This window comes from Corynebacterium ammoniagenes DSM 20306, assembly GCF_001941425.1.
GTDB classification, from domain to species: Bacteria; Actinomycetota; Actinomycetes; order Mycobacteriales; family Mycobacteriaceae; genus Corynebacterium; species Corynebacterium ammoniagenes.
The window spans coordinates 66,864-83,730 of the sequence record NZ_CP009244.1; the positions used below are offsets into that span (position 1 = coordinate 66,864).

General features: G+C 62.0%; 20 protein-coding genes and 2 pseudogenes. 6 read left to right on the forward strand and 16 right to left on the reverse strand.

All coding sequences use genetic code 11. From position 1 onward, the window contains the following. Position 1: 1 nt before the first annotated feature. The 6 genes from CAMM_RS13015 to CAMM_RS00365 form a co-directional block, all read right to left on the reverse strand. Positions 2 to 385, reverse strand: a complete 384-nt coding sequence (locus CAMM_RS13015) for an HAD family hydrolase (protein ID WP_232051013.1) — start codon at positions 383 to 385, stop codon at positions 2 to 4. Positions 386 to 426: 41 nt separating this feature from the next. After that, positions 427 to 795 (reverse strand): hypothetical protein, encoded by a 369-nt coding sequence (locus CAMM_RS13020; RefSeq protein ID WP_232051014.1) that lies wholly within the window; start codon positions 793 to 795, stop codon positions 427 to 429. A gap of 1 nt (position 796) precedes the next feature. Further along, the gene (locus CAMM_RS00350) at positions 797 to 1,090 is read right to left on the reverse strand and encodes a phosphoketolase family protein (RefSeq protein ID WP_309295193.1); all 294 of its coding nucleotides are present in this window, start codon (positions 1,088 to 1,090) and stop codon (positions 797 to 799) included. Between the two features lie 84 nt (positions 1,091 to 1,174). Further along, a complete protein-coding gene (locus CAMM_RS00355) occupies positions 1,175 to 1,756 on the reverse strand; it encodes a cadmium resistance transporter (RefSeq protein WP_147581095.1) in 582 nt (193 codons plus the stop codon). Between the two features lie 179 nt (positions 1,757 to 1,935). Further along, positions 1,936 to 2,931 carry an ArsO family NAD(P)H-dependent flavin-containing monooxygenase gene (locus CAMM_RS00360; RefSeq protein WP_075761501.1) on the reverse strand — a complete coding sequence of 332 codons (996 nt, stop codon included), beginning with the start codon at positions 2,929 to 2,931 and terminating at the stop codon, positions 1,936 to 1,938. A gap of 33 nt (positions 2,932 to 2,964) precedes the next feature. Beyond that, positions 2,965 to 3,312, reverse strand: a complete 348-nt coding sequence (locus tag CAMM_RS00365; RefSeq protein ID WP_040356245.1) for an ArsR/SmtB family transcription factor — start codon at positions 3,310 to 3,312, stop codon at positions 2,965 to 2,967. A gap of 80 nt (positions 3,313 to 3,392) precedes the next feature. Between CAMM_RS00365 and arsB the strand changes: the two genes are divergently transcribed. Together arsB and CAMM_RS00375 are read left to right on the forward strand one after the other, a co-directional pair. Continuing rightward, entirely contained in the window at positions 3,393 to 4,511 is a 1,119-nt protein-coding gene (gene arsB / locus CAMM_RS00370) for an ACR3 family arsenite efflux transporter (RefSeq protein ID WP_040356244.1), read from the forward strand. Next, entirely contained in the window at positions 4,508 to 4,927 is a 420-nt protein-coding gene (locus tag CAMM_RS00375) for an arsenate-mycothiol transferase ArsC (RefSeq protein WP_003849011.1), read from the forward strand. Before arsB ends, CAMM_RS00375 begins: the two co-directional genes overlap by 4 nt. Positions 4,928 to 5,049: 122 nt before the next feature. Here the strand turns inward: CAMM_RS00375 and CAMM_RS12905 are convergent, their stop codons facing one another. The 3 genes from CAMM_RS12905 to CAMM_RS00385 are packed head-to-tail and all read right to left on the reverse strand — an operon-like array spanning position 5,050 to position 6,483. After that, positions 5,050 to 5,187 (reverse strand): hypothetical protein, encoded by a 138-nt coding sequence (locus tag CAMM_RS12905; RefSeq protein ID WP_003849010.1) that lies wholly within the window; start codon positions 5,185 to 5,187, stop codon positions 5,050 to 5,052. A gap of 32 nt (positions 5,188 to 5,219) precedes the next feature. Beyond that, the gene (locus CAMM_RS00380; RefSeq protein WP_003849009.1) at positions 5,220 to 6,104 is read right to left on the reverse strand and encodes a permease; all 885 of its coding nucleotides are present in this window, start codon (positions 6,102 to 6,104) and stop codon (positions 5,220 to 5,222) included. Next, the gene (locus CAMM_RS00385) at positions 6,094 to 6,483 is read right to left on the reverse strand and encodes an ArsR/SmtB family transcription factor (protein WP_003849007.1); all 390 of its coding nucleotides are present in this window, start codon (positions 6,481 to 6,483) and stop codon (positions 6,094 to 6,096) included. The genes CAMM_RS00380 and CAMM_RS00385 overlap by 11 nt, the downstream gene beginning before the upstream one ends. 227 nt (positions 6,484 to 6,710) lie before the next feature. On the opposite strand from CAMM_RS00385, the pseudogene CAMM_RS00390 reads away from it, so the two are divergent. Continuing rightward, positions 6,711 to 6,911: pseudogene (locus CAMM_RS00390) on the forward strand (recombinase family protein); the annotation flags it as partial. 407 nt (positions 6,912 to 7,318) lie between these two features. On the opposite strand, the gene CAMM_RS00395 reads toward CAMM_RS00390, so the two are convergent. Further along, positions 7,319 to 7,915, reverse strand: coding sequence for a cadmium resistance transporter (locus CAMM_RS00395; protein WP_075761502.1), 597 nt, complete (start codon positions 7,913 to 7,915; stop codon positions 7,319 to 7,321). Continuing rightward, complete coding sequence (cmtR, locus tag CAMM_RS00400; protein WP_003847959.1) at positions 7,909 to 8,274, reverse strand: Cd(II)/Pb(II)-sensing metalloregulatory transcriptional regulator CmtR; 366 nt, start codon at positions 8,272 to 8,274, stop codon at positions 7,909 to 7,911. Before cmtR ends, CAMM_RS00395 begins: the two co-directional genes overlap by 7 nt. Positions 8,275 to 9,220: 946 nt before the next feature. Between cmtR and CAMM_RS00410 the strand changes: the two genes are divergently transcribed. Further along, positions 9,221 to 9,778: a hypothetical protein gene (locus CAMM_RS00410; RefSeq protein ID WP_003847962.1), complete on the forward strand. Its 558-nt coding sequence runs from the start codon at positions 9,221 to 9,223 to the stop codon at positions 9,776 to 9,778. Between the two features lie 104 nt (positions 9,779 to 9,882). Here CAMM_RS00410 and CAMM_RS00415 read toward each other — a convergent pair whose 3' ends face one another. Next, positions 9,883 to 10,272, reverse strand: a complete 390-nt coding sequence (locus CAMM_RS00415) for a heavy metal-responsive transcriptional regulator (protein ID WP_003847964.1) — start codon at positions 10,270 to 10,272, stop codon at positions 9,883 to 9,885. A gap of 98 nt (positions 10,273 to 10,370) precedes the next feature. Here CAMM_RS00415 and merA point away from each other — a divergent pair, with 98 nt between their 5' ends. Beyond that, positions 10,371 to 11,792 (forward strand): mercury(II) reductase, encoded by a 1,422-nt coding sequence (merA, locus tag CAMM_RS00420; RefSeq protein ID WP_003847965.1) that lies wholly within the window; start codon positions 10,371 to 10,373, stop codon positions 11,790 to 11,792. A gap of 243 nt (positions 11,793 to 12,035) precedes the next feature. Here the strand turns inward: merA and CAMM_RS00425 are convergent. Next, positions 12,036 to 12,743 (reverse strand): annotated as a pseudogene (locus tag CAMM_RS00425) (IS5 family transposase); the annotation flags it as partial. A 186-nt stretch (positions 12,744 to 12,929) separates the two neighbouring features. Here CAMM_RS00425 and CAMM_RS13195 point away from each other — a divergent pair. Next, positions 12,930 to 13,160: a hypothetical protein gene (locus CAMM_RS13195; RefSeq protein WP_088859150.1), complete on the forward strand. Its 231-nt coding sequence runs from the start codon at positions 12,930 to 12,932 to the stop codon at positions 13,158 to 13,160. Between the two features lie 283 nt (positions 13,161 to 13,443). On the opposite strand, the gene CAMM_RS12815 is transcribed toward CAMM_RS13195, so the two are convergent. The 3 genes from CAMM_RS12815 to CAMM_RS00435 form a co-directional block, all read right to left on the reverse strand. Then, positions 13,444 to 13,584 (reverse strand): hypothetical protein, encoded by a 141-nt coding sequence (locus CAMM_RS12815; RefSeq protein WP_155803959.1) that lies wholly within the window; start codon positions 13,582 to 13,584, stop codon positions 13,444 to 13,446. 323 nt (positions 13,585 to 13,907) lie between these two features. Continuing rightward, positions 13,908 to 14,186, reverse strand: coding sequence for an SHOCT domain-containing protein (locus CAMM_RS00430; protein WP_003847971.1), 279 nt, complete (start codon positions 14,184 to 14,186; stop codon positions 13,908 to 13,910). A 476-nt stretch (positions 14,187 to 14,662) separates the two neighbouring features. Further along, entirely contained in the window at positions 14,663 to 16,750 is a 2,088-nt protein-coding gene (locus tag CAMM_RS00435; protein WP_003847976.1) for a heavy metal translocating P-type ATPase, read from the reverse strand. Positions 16,751 to 16,867 lie beyond the last annotated feature (117 nt).

Sequence of the window (16,867 nt, forward strand, 5' to 3'; positions counted from 1 at the left end):
ATCAGTTTGATGCACCCAGATCCAACTGGCCGACACTACCCAGGACGACGTCGGCGCCCGCCGCGTCCAGTTGCTCCCGGTACCCGGCGTGGTCGATTCCTACCACCAGTCCGAAACCGCCGGCGTGTCCTGCCTTGACCCCGGACACGGCATCCTCGATGACCACGGAACGCTCCGGGGATACGCCGAGTCGACGTGCCGCCTCGAGGAACATCGCCGGATCCGGTTTGCCGGGCAAACCTTGATCTGCGGCCACCAGGCCGTCAACGATCACATCAAATGCCGGCTCCAGGCCCGCGGCCTCCAACAGAGCCTGCGCGTTACGGCTGGCTGTGACGAGGCCCACGGGGATGCCGCCGCCGCGCAGGCGTTCCAGCAGCGCCACGGTTCCGGGATAGACATCGACACCGTCACGGGCTAATGCGGTCAGGAACAGGTCATTTTTTCGGGCCCCAGTCCGGCGACAGACCAGGCATCCGGTCCGTCCTCCGGGCTGCCTGTGGGAAGCTGGATGCCGCGGGAGGTCAGGAAGGCGCGGATGCCGTCTTCGCGGCTGCGTCCGTCCACGTAAAGCCGGTAGTCCCGGTCTGCGTCGAACGGTGGCGTATCCGCTCCCAATCCGGATCTGGAGTCGGCCAGGACGGAGTCGAAGAGCTCCTTCCAGGCCGCCGCATGCACGCTGGTAGTCCGGGTAACGACCCCGTCCATGTCGAACAGCACCGCATCATAGGGCAAAGTGGCGAGATGATTCGACGACAAGGGCGGTGATGTCTTCCGAGGATGTGACGGTGCCATGTTAGAGCGGTTCCTCTCGTGCTTCCTGCTCGCATCGAAGGCCGGGGCCGGGGACAGCTGTCCATTGCCAGTTGTTGATTTCCGGCATGTCTTCGCCGTGGGTGCGGATGTACTGGTGGTGTTCGATCAGGGCGTTCTTGAATTTTTCGCGCACGGTGGCCGAGACGTCCTTGAGCCGCGGCACTCTGTCAATCACCGCCATGGCCAGGTGGAACCGGTCGATCCGGTTGAGTACACCCCAATAGGGCAGTTTTAGAATTTCTGTCGCGCTAACGTGGTCGAGTCCCTGCGGCAGCGGCTTTTCACAACTTCATGGGCGGTTCAGTTGATGCCGGTGAGGAAACCTAGAGAGGCCCTAGTAGCACGGGGGGTGAGTTTATTAAAGGCCGAAGGCGCCGCCGCTGACGAGGATGAAGATACCCAGGCCGATCAAGACGATAGGGAACAGCACATGCTCCCAGCGTTCGAGAATCTCCGCGATGGGTGGACGGGTGGCCACGAACTTCGCCAACAGGACCAGGCCCGCCACCAGGATCAGAAAGACGACGCAGTAGATGATAACGGTGGCGGTATCCACGTTGAGAAAAAACGGGACATAGACGCCGATATTGTCGCCACCGTTGGCAAAGGTCACCCCGGCGACGGTCAAGACGCTTACGTTCTTTCCGCTGACTTTCGCGTCATCGTCGTCGTCATCGTCTCCCCGCCAGGCTTGCCAGGCCGCCCACAGCCCCAGGGTCAGGGGGATTAGCCCGAAGTAGGGGATCGCCTCGGTGGGCAGGAAGGCATCCGCCCCTAGGGTGACCAGAATCGTGGCTGCGAGGATGCCCGCGAAACCAAGGTACTGCCCGGCCAGGATCCGAAGTGTGGTCCCTGCTTGGCCGGCCCCACGGGCGAAGAACAGCGAGAGCACGATGATGTCGTCGATATTGGTGGCGATAAACAGACCAACCGCTCGCAGACCGGCATGGCTCCACTCTCGGATCAGATCACATTCAAACTCCGCCGGGCAGGAAGATGTGGAACACTCTTCGGCCCCCGGAGGATGAGGTGCCGGTGTTTTCCTGCAGCGATCGAAACTCCACTCCTCTCGTTGTGCTGACGACAGAATGCCCCTCAGGGTTGCCGGCCAGGCGGGGATTACTTGACGGTCATGCCGAATGAGTCCGCGATGGCCCGGGCGGTCTGCTTGGCGTAGCGGCCTACCCCGGTGAGCGTGGCGGATCCGGGGCCGGTCCAGTCGCCGTAACCGACCAGGTGCAGGCCCGGGTATTTCGGGGTCGTGCCGTCCAGGAGCCGGCGCACCGGCCCGAGGGACGGCCGAAACCCGGTACACCAGATCAGATGATCGGCCCGTACTTCTTTGAGGGAGTTAAACATCGGCGTCGCCGCCAACCATCCGGCGTCGCGGGCAGCGCGCACCTCAGGCAGCACGACAATATCGCCGAGCTCCGAGTCGGCCCCCGGATCGGTCTCGCCGCGCTGGACGGCCAGGGCGCGTTGCCGGTTCCGGCGAAACAGCACCCGCCCGTCGACCTCATCGGGCATCCACCGGGGTGGATGGCGGGTATACCAGGTGACTTCGGCAACACCGGTGAGTTCGGCGGCGATTTGCGCGGCGGAGTTCGCCGCCCCCACCACAGCCACGGACGACCCCCGGAAGGGGCCCACCCCGGGATAGTTCGCCGAATGCCACTGCGTGCCGGTAAACAATCCCGGGTAGGCCGGGACGAAGGGAGTAGACCAGGTACCGGTGGCGGCTACGACATGGGGAGCCGTCCACGATCGATCACCGGCGTGGAGGCGGTAGCCTCCATCCTCCCGCTCGACGCGGTCCACGTGCACGGGGCGCTCGACGGGGATCCGGTAGCGCTGCTCATAGTCGGCAAGGTAGTCGATGACATGGTCCGACGGTGGGAACCCCTCGTAGGCTGGCATGAGCTTGCCCGGCAGGCTGGAAAACTCCGCGGTGGAAAACAACGTCATCGACGGCCACACATGCCGCCACGCCCCACCGGCGCCCTCCTGATCGTCGAGGACCAGGGTGTCCACGCCTGCTCGCAGCAGGTAGTAGGCGGTGGCCAGGCCCGCCTGGCCACCGCCTATAATGATCGCTTCGAAGTGTTTGCTGGTCACGTGTGTGATCGTCTCCTGCTCGTCGGTGGTGGGTTAGTCCATCTGTAACACGGTGCGCAGCTCCGCGAACAGCTCTGGGCGCACCTGATGGGTCATCGTCCGGCCGACCCGGACTTTGTCCAATAACCCGGCCTCGGTCAACCGCTTCAGGTGATGCGACACGGTCGGCTGACTCAACCCCGACGTCTCTGTCAGCTCCCCGACGCTGACCGGGCCGCAGCCTTCGGCCGACAACTGCGATAACAAGCGCAGGCGGGCGGGATCGGCCAACACCTTGAACAATGTGGCGTAGCGTTCGGCCTCACCACTGGTCAAGGGGCCAGCACCCAGTGAGCAGCAGGCGGACAAGTCCGCCAGCGGGAGAGTCTGCGAGAGTGTCATACCAACCATCCTATATTGACAAGCATCGATATCAAGACTACTTTTTGTATTGATGCTTGTCAATACTGTGAAAGGCTCGTATGAATTCTGACCACCGCCCACGCATGACCTTTTTAGATCGCTTCCTGCCGGTCTGGATCATTCTCGCCATGGCCGCTGGCCTGCTCATCGGCCGGGTGGTCCCCGGTATTGGTGACGCCCTGGGCGCTTTAGAGGTCGGTGGGATTTCCCTGCCGATAGCACTTGGCCTGCTGGTGATGATGTATCCGCCGCTGGCGAAGGTTCGCTACGACAAGGCCGGCGAGATCGCCGCCGATAAACGCCTGATGACGGTGTCCTTAGTGCTCAACTGGCTGGTCGGTCCGGCTTTCATGTTTGCCTTGGCCTGGATCTTCCTGCCGGATCAGCCGGAACTGCGCACCGGGTTGATCATCGTTGGCCTGGCTCGGTGTATTGCGATGGTGCTCGTCTGGAGTGATCTGTCATGTGGTGACCGGGAGGCCACGGCCGTGCTGGTGGCGATCAACTCGGTGTTCCAAGTCATCATGTTCGGCGTACTCGGCTGGTTCTACCTCCAGGTCCTGCCAGCCTGGCTGGGCCTGGCGACTACCTCGGCGGAATTTTCCTTCTGGTCGATCGTGGTTTCCGTGCTCGTATTCCTCGGCATCCCGCTGGCCGCCGGCGTGGCCTCCCGAATCATCGGTGAAAAAACCAAGGGCCGTGCCTGGTACGAAAACACCTACCTGCCGAAGATCTCCCCGCTGGCACTGATCGGCCTGCTCTATACCATCGTGCTGCTGTTTTCCCTGCAGGGCGAGCAGATTACCTCCCAACCGTGGACCGTGGCCCGCCTGGCTGTGCCGCTGCTGGCCTACTTCGTCGGCATGTTCGCCATCGCACTGATTGCCGCGAAGGCGTCGGGCATGAATTACGCTCAGTCGGCGTCGGTGTCGTTTACGGCCGCGGGCAATAACTTCGAGCTGGCCATCGCCGTGGCCATCGGCACCTTCGGGGCGACCTCCGCACAGGCGCTAGCCGGCACGATCGGCCCGTTGATCGAGATCCCGGTGCTTGTCGGCCTGGTCTACACCATGCTGTGGCTGGGACCGAAACTCTTCCCCCAGGATCCGACCCTACCCGTATCCTCGACACCGTCTCCGCAGACTGCTGTATCCGAGAAGGAGAACTTCACCTCATGAGCACCCACCCAACAGTCCTGTTCGTCTGCGTCGGCAACGGCGGCAAGTCCCAGATGGCCGCAGCCCTAGCCGCTAAGCACGCCGGTGACCGGATCGAGATCCACTCCGCCGGCACGACACCCGGCACGAAGCTCAACCCCCAGTCCGTCGAGGTTATCGCCGAGGCCGGTGCCGACATGTCCGCAGGCCACCCTAAGGGTGTAGATCCACAACTGTTGCGCGAGGTCGACCGCGTGATCATCCTGGGAGGTGATGCCCAGCTGGAGCTACCCGACGGTGCCCGCGGTACGTGCGAGCGGTGGGTGACTGACGAGCCGTCCCAGCGTGGCATCGAGGGCCTGGAGCGCATGCGTCTGGTCCGTGACGACATCGACGCCCGGGTACGCCGGCTCATTGCCGAGCTGCTCGAGAACTGACCACCCCACCTGACACCACCAACGACCCCGCGCGAATTCGCGCGGGGTCGTTGGTGTCTGCACCGGCTGTCAGCTCCTCGTCCGGGAGCCAGACACGCTGGTAGAGACCGGGATGTGTCGGGTTAGGACGTAGCCTGCGGGTGCTGCTTCTCCTGGTCACTGGTGGTCTCAGTGGTGTCGGTGTCGTCGTCGGCGACGATCTCGACCCCGCAGCAGTCGGAGGTGGAGTTTTTCTTGGTAAACAGGTCCTTGAAACCCATGAGAGTGTGTCCTTTCGGTAGGGGTACGTGGTTTAGAGGATGATCGTCATCGCGTAGCCGGCCAGCATGGCCGCCAGCAGAATGGTGATCACGAAGGTGGCCAACAGTTTCGGCTTGAACACCGCCGCCAACATGGAGACCTCCGGCGGAGAGGCCCCCGCCCCGCCGATCATCATCGCGAAGATCGGGCCGATGGCCACCCCGGCACCCGATAAAGCCAGGGCGACCGGCAGCATCGTCTCCAGTCGGACATACAGCGGGATACCGATCACCGCAGCCAGTGGAATCAGCCACCAGACGTTTCCACCGGCCATAAATCCCAGGCCGTCTTCGGGCACGACCCCGTAGATGAATGCACCGATGGCCACGCCGATGATCATCGGAAGGAGCATGGGGCGAAGATCGTCCCATGCCTGACGGATCGCTGCCGGGGTTTCTTGTTTGATTCCACGCCACGGGGTCCCGTCCAGCTGGCGCCCGCCCTTGACCTTGACCTTGCGCAGCTGGTCTTCCATGCCCAGCGCGGTCCAGGCCCAGGGTGCTCCCAGCGACAGCAGCACCATGATCACCGCGTAGCTGATCGCGACCTGCCAGGTAAAGATCAGCCAGATCCCGCCGACGATAACCGGGTTGAGCAGCGGCGAAGCGATCAGGTAGGTCACGGCGATACGAAAGGCCACCCCGGCTTTGAGCATGCTGACAAACATCGGGATCGTCGAACAGGAACAAAACGGAGTGATCGCCCCCAATGCCAGTCCTTTGAACTGGCCGGGAACCGCTCCACCAGCCATCCAGCTCTGCAACCGCTCCGGGCCGAAGCGCCGGTTGATCAACGCGACCGCATAGGAGATCACCAGAAACAGCAGGAGCAGTTCGACCAGGAGGATAGTGAACGTGCCGAGCGCGCTAATCAGCATCAACGACCTCGTTTCTCAGGGAGGTGTCCGTGCAGCAGGCGCGTTGTCCCTCCGGGGTCAACGTCGCCAGGTGCGCCAGCCAGCGCACCGGATCGGCCAGCTGAGCACAACACACCGAATTCAGCGTGGCACGACCCCTCGGCTCCGAGTCCACCAGTCCGGCCTTGCGCAGGGCAGCCAGATGATGGCTGACCAACGCCTGACTCATCCCGGTGGCCTCATGGAGCTGGCGGTTGGTCATCGACGTCTCCGCCAAGGTGAGCAGGATCGTCAACCGGTTTTCATCCGACAGCGCGGACAGGGTGGGCACGAGTAACTGGGCCCGCTCGGCGGGACTGAGATCCGACGCGGGGATGGATAAGGAAATCTCTGTAAGCACACTCCGATATTAACAAGCGAGTACTTGTATTTCAAGCAATGGTTTGAACATCGGAAAAGGGGTTCCTTCCGGCCTTTCCCGAGCGTCTCACTTTCAAGGAAGTGGGACACCATCAATGACAATGGATTGAAAATACACAGTCCCAGGAGGAGCATGTCCCACAAGTCATGCCACAGCCATGTCCCATAATGTCCGCTACAGAATGGACTTCCGGCACTATTCTGGTTATGGATACTGGCTACGCCCGGGTTTCGACCGCGAAACAAGACCTCGACCGACAGATCGACGCTCTGCGCCAGGAAGGTATTGCCAGCAAATACATTTACGTTGATAAGAAATCCGGATCCACCACCAACCGCCCCGGACTGCACAAGGCACTGGATCAGGCCCGTGAAGGCGATATCATTGTCGTCCACACGCTCGACCGGTCAGATGCTCCTCAAGCTATAGCAGCGTGTACACCCCAAAAGGACAGTTTTTAAATTACTGCCAGAGTCAGAAGGCGTTGGCACAGATGGCCCCGGCGAAGCAGGAGCCTTCGGCCGCCGAATTAATGCAAAAAGCATATGACAGTCTCGACGCCATGATCGACAAGGCACGATACGACCCGGCGACCGCCCAACACTTGTTCGAGTTAATGACGTATCCCCAGGCGACGAGAACGCACGCCAAGATGTTCGCAATTCGTTCGCCCATCTCAGCATCCCACTGGAATTTCTGTCGCGTTAGCGTGGTCGAGTCCCTGCGGCAGCGGCTTTTCACAACTTCATGGGCGGTTCAGTTGATGCCGGTGAGGAAACCTAGAGAGGCCCTAGTAGCACGGGGGGTGAGTTTATTAAAGGCCGAAGGCGCCGCCGCTGACGAGGATGAAGATACCCAGGCCGATCAAGACGATAGGGAACAGCACATGCTCCCAGCGTTCGAGAATCTCCGCGATGGGTGGACGGGTGGCCACGAACTTCGCCAACAGGACCAGGCCCGCCACCAGGATCAGAAAGACGACGCAGTAGATGATAACGGTGGCGGTATCCACGTTGAGAAAAAACGGGACATAGACGCCGATATTGTCGCCACCGTTGGCAAAGGTCACCCCGGCGACGGTCAAAACGCTTACGTTCTTTCCGCTGACTTTCGCGTCATCGTCGTCGTCATCGTCTCCCCGCCAGGCTTGCCAGGCCGCCCACAGCCCCAGGGTCAGGGGGATCAGCCCGAAGTAGGGGATCACCTCGGTGGGCAGGAAAGCATCCGCCCCTAGGGTGACCAGAATCGCGGCTGCGAGGATGCCCGCGAAACCAAGGTACTGCCCGGCCAGGATCCGAAGTGTGGTCCCTGCTTGGCCGGCCCCACGGGCGAAGAACAGCGAGAGCACGATGATGTCGTCGATATTGGTGGCGATAAACAGACCAACCGCCCCCAGGAGACCAGTTACCACTTCCTGTCCCCCTCTCCGGTGGCGCACCCGGGCACGTCACATGCCGAGTCAATACACGGGGCATTCTCGTCGGCAGCCAGAGTGGTATCCAGCAGTGAGTTCAACGCCTGGACAAGATGGGCGTCGACGATCTCGTAGCGGGTCTTCCGTCCCTGCGGTTCGGCGACCACAATTCCGCAGTCCCGTAGGCAAGTGAGGTGGTTCGACACATTTGACCGCGTCAGTTCCAGCTCCCGTGCGAGATCGGCCGGGTAGGCCGGGCCGTCCAGCAGGGCCAGGAGAATACGGGATCGGGAGGGATCGGACATCGCCCGGCCCAATCGGTTCATCACGTCCAAGCGTGTAGCAATAGTCAGCATGTACTGAACTATACAGCTGTTGCTGAACTGTCGCAACGAGGGTCGAACGTCGGCCCGACGGTGATGTGTGGGACACCAGCGCCCTTCGGTACTGTCTGCGTCGAAATCGTTGCACAACAATACGGTGCGGCAGGCAGAGATAGCGAGATGCCACCCATGCGGGACCGCCAGACCATGGCACGACGCGTACGCGGCTATGTCACCCAATCCAAAACCAACACAAGCCTCGGTTCCAGCGCTCCCGGACGCGCCACAAGCAGTGAGCGCAAAGCACTAGCCACCATGGGACGCAAAGGTGGCCAGAAAGCTGCACAACGCTGGAAAACCGATGGAGACGGAGAATACGCTCAGACAGCAAGGCAGAATCTCCAATCTGCGAATTCACGACGCGCAGCCAAAGGAAGAGTTAGCAAACGAGACATCGCTAACTACTTCGAGAGCACATTCATAGATACAGGAACTTGGCCAAGTTCAGCAGAAGCAATGAAAGAGTTTAATGTGTCCCGCCCTACTGTCTCTAGAGCATTAAAAGAAGCTGGAATCACTCTTCCGCGGGGACGACGGGCATCGCAGAAATAAATGTATCAAGCCGTAAGCAATATACGGTTCCCCTGCCGTTAGGCAGTGAGTAATAACCTCTTTGAAGAAAAGCTTGTAGCGCAAGGCTACTTATTATTTGGGGCTATGCGTTCTTCTCTATTCCAGAACTTATTCAAACCCCAGCGTTCATAATGTCGTCAGCATCTTCGTATTGTCGCCCGCGAGGCTTTCTAAAAGCTCGGATGTAGTGCAATCAGTGACTGACTGCAAGGCTCCAGAGCCTACCTCTGTCAAACGAATCAGAACACTTTGTCTTCTCATAAAGTGGAATACTTTGATTTTTACGTTTAGCTTTGTCCGCTCGCCCCATTAAGGTAGATGTCAACAGCAAATAAAAGGCGGAGTTATGGCTGAACACATTGATTCTATCGACGATTTAAAGCGTGCCCTTAGCATCGAGGATCTCCGAAATATGAGCAGCGAAAAAGTCCTTGAACTAGTCAAGTTGATTCAAAACGGCCAGGTAGGCGAAATTGTCCTACCTACCCTCTTTGCTGCTGCGCCAGACACTATGGCGAAAGTGTCTCAAGCAATGGCCGATTCTTTCCAACAGGCCCTATCTAGCAATAAATACAGCTCAGATAGGCTTTATGACAGTTTTGATAAGACGAAAAGCATACTTACGCAAGTCATTGACGACCCTAATTCATCAGAAGAAAGTCGCCGAGATGCCCTCGATCGGTTAGAACGCCTTGACGACAAGCTCATGGAGCATGACGTCAACAACAAAAGATTTAATCTGCAATCACTGCAGGTAAGTAAAGAAACAATTCTTATAGGCTCAGTTTTGGTTGCGAGTGCTGTGGTGGCAACTGTCAGTCCAGAGGCCAAGAAGCTTTTGGCTCAAAATGCACCAAAGGTATTATCCTCAACCGCCAAAATGTTACTTCCAGGTAAGAAATAGTCCCTATTTATAGATAGCTCCTGGCGGTTAATCCTGTCATCCTGGCTCTCGTCGAGCTGCAACTCTCGCATAGCGTGGTTGCTAAGGAGGTGTGCCCAATTGGATTACAAGTACCTACACACTTGATCGGTGCTGCACGTTTCAGGGTCCGGGTGCGCGGCGTCCTGTCTGAGGTCCGCGATAGTGTCGCGCAGCACGGAGAGCTGCGCGATCTGCTGCTCGATCTCAGCGAGGCGCACGTCAAGCAGGTCGCGCACGTGCTCGCAGGGCGCCTGGCCGCCGTCGCGGATGTCGAGGATCTGGCGGATCTGGGCGAGGGTGAGGCCCGCGGCCTGGCCGCGGTGGACGAAGTCGATCCGAGCGACTGTCTCGGGCGCGTAGTCGCGGTATCCGGACGGCGTGCGCTCGGTCGGGGGCAGAAGGCCCTGTTCCTCGTAGAAGCGAAGGGTCTTCGCGGTAGTGCCCGCCCTCTCGGCGAGTTCTCCGATCCGCATTGCTGTCTCCCTCCGTGGCCGCGCTTGACCTTCCCCTGCACTGGAAGGTCCAGTATGGCTGAGACAGAGCAGAAAGCCAAGAGTTGACAGGAGCAGAGATGCCTACGAAGTACGATCTCGCCATCATCGGATCGGGAGGCGGCGCGTTCGCCGCTGCGATCCGCGCCAGCACGCTCGGAAAGTCGGTGGTGATGATCGAGCGCGGGACGCTCGGCGGCACCTGCGTGAACACGGGCTGCGTCCCGTCGAAGGCGCTCATCGCCGCGGCCGGCGCGCGGCACGTCGCCGTCGACGCCGCAACCCGGTTCCCCGGGATCGCGTCGACGGCGGATCCCGTCGACATGCCCGCGCTGATCGCTGGGAAGCAAGCGTTGGTGGAGTCGCTGCGCGGCGAGAAGTACGCCGACGTCGCCGACTCCTACGGCTGGCAGGTCCTCCGCGGCGACGCCTCGTTCGTGGGCACCCCTGATGCGCCGGTTCTCGATGTTGCCGGAGCCGACAGAAGCGTCGAGACCATCGAGGCCCACCACTACCTGGTCGCGACTGGTTCTCGCCCGTGGGCACCGCCGATCGACGGCCTGGAGGAGACCGGATACCTGACCTCGACCACGGCGATGGAGCTGACGGAGGTCCCCGAGTCGCTGCTGGTGCTCGGCGGCGGCTACGTCGCCCTGGAGCAGGCGCAGCTGTTCGCCCGCCTCGGCTCGCAGGTCACGCTGCTCGTGCGGTCCCGGCTCGCCTCGAAGGAGGAGCCGGAGGTGTCGAAGGCGCTCCAGGAGGTGTTCGCCGACGAGGGCATCCGCGTCGTCAGCCGCGCAGTGCCCACCCGGGCCTCCCGCGGCACGGGAGGCGAGGCCGTCGTGACCGCCGCCGTGTCCGGCGGCTCGCAGGAGTTCCGCGCCGACCAGGTCCTGGTCGCCCTCGGACGCCGTCCCGTCACCGATGGCCTGAACCTCGATGCGGTCGGGGTGAAGACCGGAGACTCCGGCGAGGTGGTCGTCTCCGACCGGCTGCAGTCCTCGAACCCGCGGATCTGGGCCGCGGGCGACGTGACCGGGCACCCCGAGTTCGTCTACGTCGCCGCCCACCACGGCACCCTCGTCGCCGAGAACGCGTTCGCCGACGCCGACCGGTCCGTCGACTACGCCCGCCTGCCGCGGGTGACGTTCACCGGGCCCGCGATCGGCGCGGTCGGGATGACCGAGAAGGACGTCCTCGCCGCGGGGATCCGCTGCGACTGCCGCGTCCTGCCCCTGCACCACGTGCCCCGCGCCTTGGTGAACCGCGACACCCGCGGGTTCATCAAGATCGTCGTGAACGCCGAGACGAACGAGATCCTCGGCCTGACCGCCGTCGCCAAGGACGCCGGGGAGCTCGCCGCCGCAGGCGTCCACGTGCTCGGCAGGACCGTCGCCGAGATCGCCGACGCCTGGGCCCCCTACCTGACCATGGCCGAGGGCATCCGGATCGCCGCGAAGGCCTTCACCACCGACCCGTCGCTGCTGTCGTGCTGCGCATGAACGGCAACGCAGGCAATCGGGGAGATCTCATCCTGAAGAGGTGCAGACGATGAGCGCCCCTCCCCCTTGGTGGCTCCTGTCGGTTTTGAGATAAAGATGATTCGATAGGGCACACCCCAGGGGGACGGGTGCCCGGCAGGTGTCAGTGTCAGAAGGTGTTGGCACAGATCGGCCCTGGTGACCAGGGGTGTGACGACGACTTCTGAACACCATCCGGTCAGTCCTCATGGGCACTAGGACCTGTTATGAAAGTCGTTTGAGCCAGCGGTCAATGTTCGCGACCCGGATGACTGCCTCGAACCGGATGGCGAGTTTGTCGTATCGGGTGGCCACCCCGCGGTTGTGTTTGAGCGCGTTGAAGCAGCGTTCGACGACGTTGCGGCCCTTATACGCCTCAGAGTCGAAGGCCGGTGGCCGCCCACCGGCAGACCCTTTGGCCTGACGGTTGTCGGCCTGGTCCTTTTTGACCGGGATCGTGGTGGTGATCTTCCGGCACCGCAGGTACGACCGGTTCGCCTGTGAGGAGTAGGCCTTGTCCGCCAGCACCCGATCCGGCAGACTGCGGGGCCGACCGGGCCCGGGGCGGGCCACCCGAATCCGGTCCAGGACTTCGGTCAGCTGCGGGCTGTCACCGGCCTGCCCGGCGGTCAGCGTGAACGACACCGCCTGTAGGTGATGGTCACAGGCCAGATGAATCTTGGTGGAGAACCCGCCCCGAGACCGGCCGAGGGCATGGTTGTCCGGTTCGCCGTCGAGGCGGTCGGAGGAATCTCGCCGCGCTCCGGCGGCGTGGATATGCGCCCGGCTGGTAGTCGAGTCCACGGAGATGTCCCATCCGAGTTGTCCCTGGCCATCGGCTCGGGACTGAAGGGCGGCTTCGATCTGTGCCCAGGTGCCGGATAGTTGCCAGGCACGAAACAGGGCGTAGACCCGCGTGGAGGGTTCCCCAGCGCACGCCGGTGGGAGCTGGGGACAGTGTGGAGAAGATCACTAAAGGGGCCGCAAGGTGGACATCGGAGAAGTTCAGGCGTTAGTGTTACCTCCGTTAGATAACGGAACGGTAACGGTCTGATCTCCAACGGACATATCGCTGGAATTGCTCAGGGCGGGACAACAGACAACGACGGAAGACGAGTCATGCGCCTGAAGGCTTCGCGGTCATCCGGAGGAAAACACCGCACGATCACCACCTCGCAGACCAAGGGGCGTCTCGCCCTCGTGGCTGTAGCCGCCGGCGGTGGAGACTGCGCCGATGGCAGCGGCCATGAGGGCGATGCGGCTCTTAGTGGACCGCTGATTCGGGCTGGAAATGGTTCTACTCCTGTCATGCTGCCCACTGCACGGGCCTGGGCGATAACTCAATCGTGAGCACATCGTGACCGTTTCGTTATTGATTCGCAGAACCATACATACGGGCCTTGGGGTATGCAAGCCCCCCGTCAGCCTATAATTTGACTGTCAGAATCCCGGGCCGTATGCAGGGGAAAAAGCCCAGGTTAGCGCGCAAGTGGGAGAAGGGTGTCAGGATTCTTCCAGCTCAGACCCAGTTTCTGAGTGGAGAAATGCGCTCCGAATCACAAAGGCCACACGCTCCCGGGAGCGTGTGGCCTTGAAGGAAAGGTGGGGAGGGGGTGGCGTGGATAAGCGGGGGTCAGACAGCTCTACGCCGGTGGAACCCGTGATAGAAGACGGCCGTGATGATGGCGACGCCAGCCAGCGCGGCGTACATGGTGCCGTAACCGCGGGAAGCGACCAAGGCTTCCCGGAGGAGCATCGTCACCGCGTAAGTCACGAAAAAAGAACCGCTTTGGGATGAACTAGTCCCCGGGGCTCACCCGCCAGGTCCATCCCGGAATCGTGCCATTATAAGCCAGAACCTGAGCCTGACATCCGCGGATATCCACCTCTTGCTGGGCGGCAACTATCTTCACCTGCAGTAGCCCGTCCTGGCTGTGAAGTACTTCCGGCTGCCATAGGTCTCCTCCCACGAGGATGCCCGCGTCGTCGCCACCAGAGACCTGGGAGAAGAGGCGAATGGGTGGGCCCAGGGCAACCCGGTCTTGGAGACGCCGATTCCACCCGGGCCCATTGTCCTCGGCTGAGTGGCGTCAGGGCCTAATCTTTATCCTTACGGTTCTCAAGACGCCGCCGTTTCTCGTCGTACTCAGTGGCGTCGATCTCCCCTCGGGCATAGCGCTCATCGAGCATGTCTCGTGCCCGATTGCGCTCCGGTCCCTGAGCCCTGTCATCGCCTCCTGGGCCTCGTCCTATTCGGCCGCGGAAAATGCCGACCATGATCATGATCAAGACCACGATACCGAGCACGAGTAGGGCCAGGACCAACCAGCCCATTCCCATGCCCCAGCCCCCCATGTGGTCTCCATCCCAGTGCATGTTTCACTCCTTCGGGGTTTCCCGAGCAGCTGACCATCGTCGCCGGGGGAGCGCCAGGCCTTCCACATTTTCCGGATCAGTACCGCCAGCAGCTCTTCTTCTGCCTGTGGCCACCAGAATAGGTGGCATGCTCTCCTGCCTCGACTATTGAGGAGAACCCAGTCACAAAGCCAGTCTGGGACGAGAATCTTCACGAATTCTTCATCAGAGAGGACATGCAGGAACTCATCCTGGGTGGCTGTCTTTATCTCCAGAGAAGGGCAGCTGAATGATCACGTCAGACGAGGCTTGCTGTCAGGGGCAGAAGTCGTTTGCCTGCCTTTACCTCACGGAGGATGTGTGTGGCTAGGCGCCGAGGTATGACACTGTCACGCGGAGTCGATAGTAGGTCAGAGACGGTTTCGCTGGCCTGAGGGTGAACGCGGCTTCGGACTGTTCTCGAAACTGCCCCCACTGGTGACTGGCAGGGGGAAGCGTCAGTGCGTGGGCTTATCTTCGTGGTCGATGCCAGCGTGTTCCTTGCCCTTCTGGAAGTTGAGCAGGCGCAGCGCGTTTGCGACGACGATGAGAGTGGATCCCTCGTGGATAAGCACGACGGCGCCGATATTCAACCCGAGGAAGGTCGCGATGATGAGGACAACGACGACTGCGAGGCTGGCGATGAGGTTTTGCCGGATGATCTGGCCAGTCGCCCGGCTCAGCCGGACAGCGAACGGGACGCGTCCGAGGTCGTCACTCATCAACGCGATGTCACAGGTCTCCAGCGCGACCGTCGACCCAGCGGCACCCATCGCAATGCCGACGTCGGCGCGGGCCATGGCGGGGGCATCGTTGACACCGTCGCCGACCATCGCGATCGGATGGTATGTCTTGGCCAGGCCCGTGATGTGGGTGACCTTATCCTCGGGGAGCAGCTCTCCGATCGCCGTGTCGACGCCGACTTCCCGGCCGACCGCGTCGGCCACCCGCTGGTTGTCGCCGGAGATCATGACCAGATGGCCCACCCCTGTGTCCCGGAGCATGCTGAGCACCTGGGCAGATTCGTTGCGGGAGGCATCCATCACTCCGACGACCCCAAGGAAGCGGTCACCACGACGGACCACCATCAACGTCTGCCCCGAGTCGCGGGCCTTCGTGTAGGCCTCGGCCAGCGAAGGAGGCAGCTTAAGCTGCTGCTCATCGAACATGCGGAGGTTGCCCACTTCCACCCGTTCTCCGTCGATCGTCGCAGTGATGCCGCGTCCAGTGAGGGCAGAGAGATCGGTGGCCACCAACCGCTCGGTCTCCGGGACGCGGGGGGCAAGGTCGCGGACGATCGCGGCAGCGAGGGGGTGATCGCTGAGCGATTCGACAGCCACAAGTGTGGGGATCAGTTCCGCTTCGGACGTATCGTTGGCGGAGGCCAGTGAGGTCACTCGGGGCGCGCCCCACGTGAGGGTGCCGGTCTTGTCGAACGCTATCGCCTTTACTCGGCCCAGTGTCTCGAGCGGGGCACCGCCCTTGACGAGCACGCCGGCCCGGGCAGCGCGAGCCACACCCGCCAGGACCGCGGCTGGGGTGGCGATCGCGAGAGCACATGGACTCGCGGCGACGAGCACGGTCATGGCGAGGTAGAAAGCGTCGGAGAACGGTTGTGCGAACACGAACATCGACACCAACAAGGTGGCGATGACCCCGAGGATCACGGCGGGCACGTACCAGCGCTGGAACCGGTCTATGAACTGCTGGGTCGGGGACACGGCCTGGTCGGCGGTGCGAACGAGCTCGACGACTTTGCTCAGCGTTGAGTCGGCGGCGGTCGCGGTGACCTCGATCTCGAGCACGCCGGACCCGTTCACGGTGCCGGCGAACACTCGATTGGCGGCGGGGAGGGTGTCAATCGTGTGCATCGTCCGCTGTGGGTCGGCCACCGGTTCCTTCTCCACGGGGATCGACTCGCCCGTGACCGCTGATTGATCAACGGCGGACATCCCGGAGATAACGAACCCGTCCGAGGGGATGCGGGAATTCGGGCGGATGACCACGATGTCTCCGACCACGAGTTCCTCCACGGGCACTTCCACGGGTTCGGTATCACCGCGGCGCACCAGGGCGTGGCGGGGGGCGAGTTCGGCGAGGGCCTCAATGGACTTGCTGGCGCGGCTGAGGGCGTACTCCTCGAGGGCGTGGCCGAGGCTGAACAAGAACAGCAGCACCGCTCCCTCCGCCCACCGGCCGATGAGGGCAGCGCCGACCGCGGCGACAAGCATGAGGAAGTCAACCTCGAACTTCCCCCGCAGCGTGGAGGAGATCGCGGTGCGGATGGTGAAGAACCCGCCGAAGAAGTAGGTGGCGAGAAAGAACGCCAACGGCCATCCGACCATCGGCAGCCCCAAGGCGAACTGCGCAATCATCCCACCGGCGTAAGTGACGCCGGCGGCGATCGAGAACCCCAACTCCCAGCGTGCGGAGCCGTGGGCATGATCGCCGGTAGGGGTGGTCGGCGCTGTCGGTGTCAGGGTTGTGGGGGATCCGTTCGGGGCATGGGGCTGGCCGGGGTCATGGCCGTGGTCGGGCGTGCTCATGCCTGTAGCCTAGCAGGGAAAACCCCTTATTGAAAGCTTATTGAAAATGCTTGATGGCATCCGGTCTGGTACGGCCCACGCAAGTGTGAGGCGGGTTGAACGGTGCTGCGGGGAAGG

Coding starts and splice junctions, on each gene's coding strand:
- CAMM_RS00375 (WP_003849011.1), top strand. CDS start 4,508: ATGAGCACCCACCCAACAGTCCTGTTCGTCTGCGTCGGCAACGGCGGC.
- CAMM_RS13195 (WP_088859150.1), top strand. CDS start 12,930: ATGCGCCTGAAGGCTTCGCGGTCATCCGGAGGAAAACACCGCACGATC.
- CAMM_RS00380 (WP_003849009.1), bottom strand. CDS start 6,104: ATGCTGATTAGCGCGCTCGGCACGTTCACTATCCTCCTGGTCGAACTG.
- CAMM_RS13020 (WP_232051014.1), bottom strand. CDS start 795: ATGGCACCGTCACATCCTCGGAAGACATCACCGCCCTTGTCGTCGAAT.
- CAMM_RS00435 (WP_003847976.1), bottom strand. CDS start 16,750: ATGAGCACGCCCGACCACGGCCATGACCCCGGCCAGCCCCATGCCCCG.
- arsB (WP_040356244.1), top strand. CDS start 3,393: ATGAATTCTGACCACCGCCCACGCATGACCTTTTTAGATCGCTTCCTG.
- merA (WP_003847965.1), top strand. CDS start 10,371: ATGCCTACGAAGTACGATCTCGCCATCATCGGATCGGGAGGCGGCGCG.
- cmtR (WP_003847959.1), bottom strand. CDS start 8,274: ATGCTGACTATTGCTACACGCTTGGACGTGATGAACCGATTGGGCCGG.
- CAMM_RS00415 (WP_003847964.1), bottom strand. CDS start 10,272: ATGCGGATCGGAGAACTCGCCGAGAGGGCGGGCACTACCGCGAAGACC.
- CAMM_RS00410 (WP_003847962.1), top strand. CDS start 9,221: ATGGCTGAACACATTGATTCTATCGACGATTTAAAGCGTGCCCTTAGC.
- CAMM_RS12905 (WP_003849010.1), bottom strand. CDS start 5,187: ATGGGTTTCAAGGACCTGTTTACCAAGAAAAACTCCACCTCCGACTGC.
- CAMM_RS00365 (WP_040356245.1), bottom strand. CDS start 3,312: ATGACACTCTCGCAGACTCTCCCGCTGGCGGACTTGTCCGCCTGCTGC.
- CAMM_RS00430 (WP_003847971.1), bottom strand. CDS start 14,186: ATGCACTGGGATGGAGACCACATGGGGGGCTGGGGCATGGGAATGGGC.